Raw genomic sequence first — 4,290 nt, 5'->3', positions numbered from 1 at the left:
GGCGCGGTGATTGCCCTGCGCAGCGAGGAGCCCGCGCCCCTTCGGGCAACGCGGGTGCCGGAATGATCATCAGCCGTGGAAGGGCGTATATCTTTGTTCATATCCCCAAGACCGGGGGCACCTCGCTCGCGCTGGCGCTGGAGGCACGCGCGATGAAGGACGACATCATGCTGGGCGATACGCCAAAGGCCTGCAAACGCCGTCGGCGGCTTGTGGATGTGGAAACGCGCGGGCGGCTTTGGAAACATTCAACGCTGGCGGATGCCGAAGGGCTGATTACCTCTCAGGACATGGATCAATGTTTCGTCTTCACGATGGTGCGAAACCCGTGGGACAGGATGGTAAGCTATTATCACTGGCTGCGCATGCAGAGCTTTGACCACCCTGCAGTGCGCCTTGCGAAAGAGATGAGCTTTGCCGGTTTCCTGTCCGATCCGCTGACACAGGCCGGCCAGCGCGCGGCTCCTGCTGCCCATTACGTGCGCGATGGAGAAGGCCGGGACAGAAGTGACCTGATGATCCGGCTGGAGCATTTCGAGCAGGACGCGCGCCCGTTGATGGATCACCTCGGCTTCGAGCTTCAATTGCCGCACGCCAATTCCTCAGACGGGCGGGGGCACTATCGGTCGCACTACGACGCATCGACCCGCGATATCGTGGCTGAGATCTGCGCAGAGGACATCGGCCGCTTCGGCTATGCGTTCTAACAGGTTCGTTACCTTTTGCAGTGGAAATGGACCTGATTGACCTCGCCTTGGCATCGATGGCCGCGGCTGGCGCCAATCGTTCGCGCTCTGACGACAATGCCGTGAACTTACCGTTTTCGTGACGCACCCCGGTCTCTCGAATCGCGCCTCCTGCATACCAGTTAATTATTGAGACCCACGGTTGGGTTATTTTTACGATGGGAAGGCAGATGTTCGGCAAGATAGTCAGACGTAAACGATCAAACTTCGGTACCGGCGCTTCGGTTGCTACCAGCCTGTCCGACATCTTTGCGCCTGTCATGACCGCTTTTGCCACCAGTCCCGAAGAAGCCGAACTGCCGCGGTCCGATACCGCGACGACCCATGGTCTGATGGCGCAAACGAAGGTCGCATCGAACCTCGGCTTGCGCGCCGTGGGGGCGCTCTCCGTGGGGGACAAGGTGCTGACTTTCGATGGGGGGATGCAGCCCATTACGGCCATACATCGCACCATCGTCTGGCAGGGCGGGCCGGAAAGCGACCGGCACGAATGGCCCGTATCAATCCCGCAGGAGGCGCTGGGCAACCGGTCTGCCCTCACGTTGCTGCCTGAACAGGGGGTGCTGGTAGAAAGCACGGCTGCCCGGGACCCCTTTGGCGATCCCTTTGCAGTTGTCCCGGCGACAGCGCTGGTGGGGAAGCGGGGGATCAGACGTGTCGCCCCGATCCGTCCGGTCGAGTTGACCAGCATCAGCTTTGCGCGCGAACAGGTCATCTATGTGGAGGGGGGCACGCTTCTCTATTGTCCGGCCCGGACCGTCGCGCTGGACGATTTTCTCGAAGCGCCGGAGCCGCGCTACGATGTGCTCGAGGACGACGCCGCGCGGATCCTCGCCGAATGCATCGTGATCGAGGATGAGATCGCCCCCCGCACGCCAGAAGTATCCCCCGGCGTTCCCGCGAGCTGAAAACAGGAACCTCCGCTGCCCAAATCCCGCAGCGGACTTCACAACGCTCTGGTTATATTAGGAAACCGGTTTTCTCCCCTAGGGACCAAAAAGCAGGCCACGCGGCGTTTACCGCGATTTCCTGAGAAATTTCGGAACAGAAGCGGAAAACCGCCGTTGGGTCGTGTGAACACATTCAGGTGAATGAGCGAACACAGCGGTCTTCGACCGTATCGTTTTCGCTTTTTAACGAATTGAAAGGATTGTTACCTATGACCAACCTCAAATCCAAACTGTTGATCGGTGTTTCCGCCGCCTCGCTTTTCGCGATGGCGCCGCATGCGATGGCTCAGACCGCGACCGGCACGACAGAGACTGAAGCGGAACAGACGCAGGATACCGATGTTCAGGCGACCAACGTCCAGGGCGGCCAGGTCGTTGTTGAACAGGAAGACGCGACCGTCGATGTGACCGTCCCGGAACCCGACGTTGATGTCAGCCAAGGCGCGCCGGTCGTGACCGTCGAACAGCCCCAGCCGCAGATCGACGTGGTCGTTCCGGAACCCACCGTGCGCGTGCAGCAGCAGGCTCCGATCATCACGGTCGAGCAGGCTCAGCCGCAGATCACGGTGCGTATTCCGGAGCCGGTCGTCACCGTGATGGTACCGAAGCCCGAAGTCGACGTGAACACAGGCGAGCCGATCATCGATCTGGAACAGCCCGAACCCGTCGTGCGCTTCATCCGGCCCGAGCCGAAGATCACCATTCAGGAATCCGAACCGAAGATTAGCGTTGAGCAATCCGGTGAAGCCCAGGTGGATGTCGCCGAGTCCGACGCTGCCCGTGTGAATGTCGAACAGTCCGAAGCACAGGTCAACGTTCAGCAGGGTGAAGACGCTGACGTCGTTGTCGAGGAAGCGGAAGAGCCCCAGGTTAACGTGGTCGACGGTGGCGAAGCCAATGTGAATGTGCAGCAGGAAGAAGCTGTCATTCGTATCGAGGACTTCGAAGCTGAAGACTTCAACGCGGACGAAACCGGCCGTATCGCTGCCGAAGAAGACCGTGCGCGCTATCGCGAGATGGCGACCATCCGTCCGATCTTCAAGCTGCGCGGCGTTGACCTGATGGGTCGCAATGTCGTGACGGAAACCGGCGAAGAAGTCGGTGAAATCGACGGTGTCGGTGTCCGTGGCGATACGATCGTCATGATCGTGGGCGTTGGCGGCTTCCTTGGTCTTGGTGAGAACAGCGTTGCTCTGCCGATCGATCAGGTTGCCCTGTTCGAAAACCAGATCGTCGTTCCCCGCGTCACGCAGGACCAGCTGGAAAACATGCCTGAGTTCAACGAGAACGAAGTCCGCATGATCGACGATGACAGCATCCCGCTCGTGGATCTGACCAACCCTGAGTAATCAGTAATACGTTTTAGTAAGATTGGGCCCGCTTCGGCGGGCCCTTTTTTGTGCAGGCAGGGCAGGGGAGGTTTGCCGAGGGGGCCTTGCCCGGTCGAACATTCAGTTACGACCCGTTCGCGTTAGCGCTGGATTGATTGGTGGATGGGGATAGTTGGCCCACACATCCGCGAGTGGTTCTGCATCGACTGCGGTCATCTCTGCCCCGTGACGACTGTGCGGGCCTCCCCAGGAAAGTTTGAAAACCCTCATACCTTTTGGCGCGATATCAGTCTGGTTGGCGCGATGTCAGTCTGGCACCCTGTTTTATGGTCGAGAACCGACCAGATCTCGTCGGCTGTTTCCGTAAGGTTCCGGCGAGCGACATTTGCGATGGTAGGTGGTTGGTTGAGGACTATCAGGGCAGGTTGAGAGCATTAGTCCCTCGGGTCACAGTTCGCATTCATGACTACCGGATAGTACTTCCAATGCTTCTCAGGATGGTCTCGATTGCGGTCTCTCGACGGCACTCACTAAATGTCCGTGCAGAGCTACCAAGAATGTGCAGGCGTAAGGATTCCGAAGCAAAGGTCGGCCTTAAACTCCGTTAAGTCCGTGGTTCATTAAGCCTTAAGACCTTGGACCCGAACCCACCCTTGCCACGTGAAATCGCGCAAAGAAAAAGGGGAGCCAAATGGCTCCCCTTTCGCAGTTAACTCAAGCTGGGATTAGTCCCACCAGCCTTCATCAACGCTCTGCAGCTCTTCGAGCTGCTCTTCTGTGTACCGTGTCACGATCGCGTAGTGACGATCATCGATAGGCGTCAGACGAAGGTTTTCGACCGGAATCATGACATGCTTGTCACCGATGTCGAGGAAACCGCCAACTTCGGCGACAACACCGATCATCTGACCGCTACGGTCGAGGATCACGTCTTCGATTTCGCCGATTTCATTCCAATCGTTGCCGATCGCGTCGGCCTCGTAGGCGCCCCAAGTGTCATCGTCCAGCGGGGTTGCGAAGGTGTAAACTTCACCGCCGGTGATGTCGCGTGTCCGGATCAGCTGGGCGTAATCGACTTCGCCCATGTGGGTTTCTGCCAGAACGGGTGTTGCGCCCATGGCCGCTGCCATTGCGAAAGATGCAAAGCGTTTCATCTCTATCTCCTTTATCAGTTGCTTCGTAAATTAAATGCTTTGGGCGGCAGGGAAGTTCCTTAGAAACACAAGGAAAATCGGAAAAAGTAACAAAAAAGGGAGCCTGACG

General features: G+C 58.3%; 4 protein-coding genes. 3 read left to right on the top strand and 1 reads right to left on the bottom strand.

Annotated elements, in window-relative coordinates; translation table 11 throughout:
- The 3 genes from A3764_RS11685 to A3764_RS11675 all read left to right on the top strand — a co-directional run.
- On the top strand, positions 1–707 hold a 707-nt coding region (locus A3764_RS11685; protein ID WP_330220519.1), incomplete at its 5' end, for a sulfotransferase family 2 domain-containing protein.
- A gap of 209 nt (positions 708–916) precedes the next feature.
- Positions 917–1,654, top strand: a complete 738-nt coding sequence (locus tag A3764_RS11680; RefSeq protein ID WP_067926179.1) for a Hint domain-containing protein — start codon at positions 917–919, stop codon at positions 1,652–1,654.
- Between the two features lie 251 nt (positions 1,655–1,905).
- Positions 1,906–3,045 (top strand): PRC-barrel domain-containing protein, encoded by a 1,140-nt coding sequence (locus tag A3764_RS11675; RefSeq protein WP_067926175.1) that lies wholly within the window; start codon positions 1,906–1,908, stop codon positions 3,043–3,045.
- Between the two features lie 707 nt (positions 3,046–3,752).
- Here the strand turns inward: A3764_RS11675 and A3764_RS11670 are convergent.
- On the bottom strand, positions 3,753–4,181 hold the full coding sequence (locus A3764_RS11670; protein ID WP_067926172.1) for a PRC-barrel domain-containing protein: 429 nt from the start codon (positions 4,179–4,181) through the stop codon (positions 3,753–3,755).
- Positions 4,182–4,290 lie beyond the last annotated feature (109 nt).

It is taken from the genome of Sulfitobacter sp. HI0129 (assembly GCF_001635395.1).
Taxonomy (GTDB): domain Bacteria; phylum Pseudomonadota; class Alphaproteobacteria; order Rhodobacterales; family Rhodobacteraceae; genus Sulfitobacter.
Note: the sequence above shows the minus strand (reverse complement) of the source record. Positions and strands in the feature narration are given on the sequence as shown.

Coding starts and splice junctions, on each gene's coding strand:
- A3764_RS11675 (WP_067926175.1), top strand. CDS start 1,906: ATGACCAACCTCAAATCCAAACTGTTGATCGGTGTTTCCGCCGCCTCG.
- A3764_RS11670 (WP_067926172.1), bottom strand. CDS start 4,181: ATGAAACGCTTTGCATCTTTCGCAATGGCAGCGGCCATGGGCGCAACA.
- A3764_RS11680 (WP_067926179.1), top strand. CDS start 917: ATGTTCGGCAAGATAGTCAGACGTAAACGATCAAACTTCGGTACCGGC.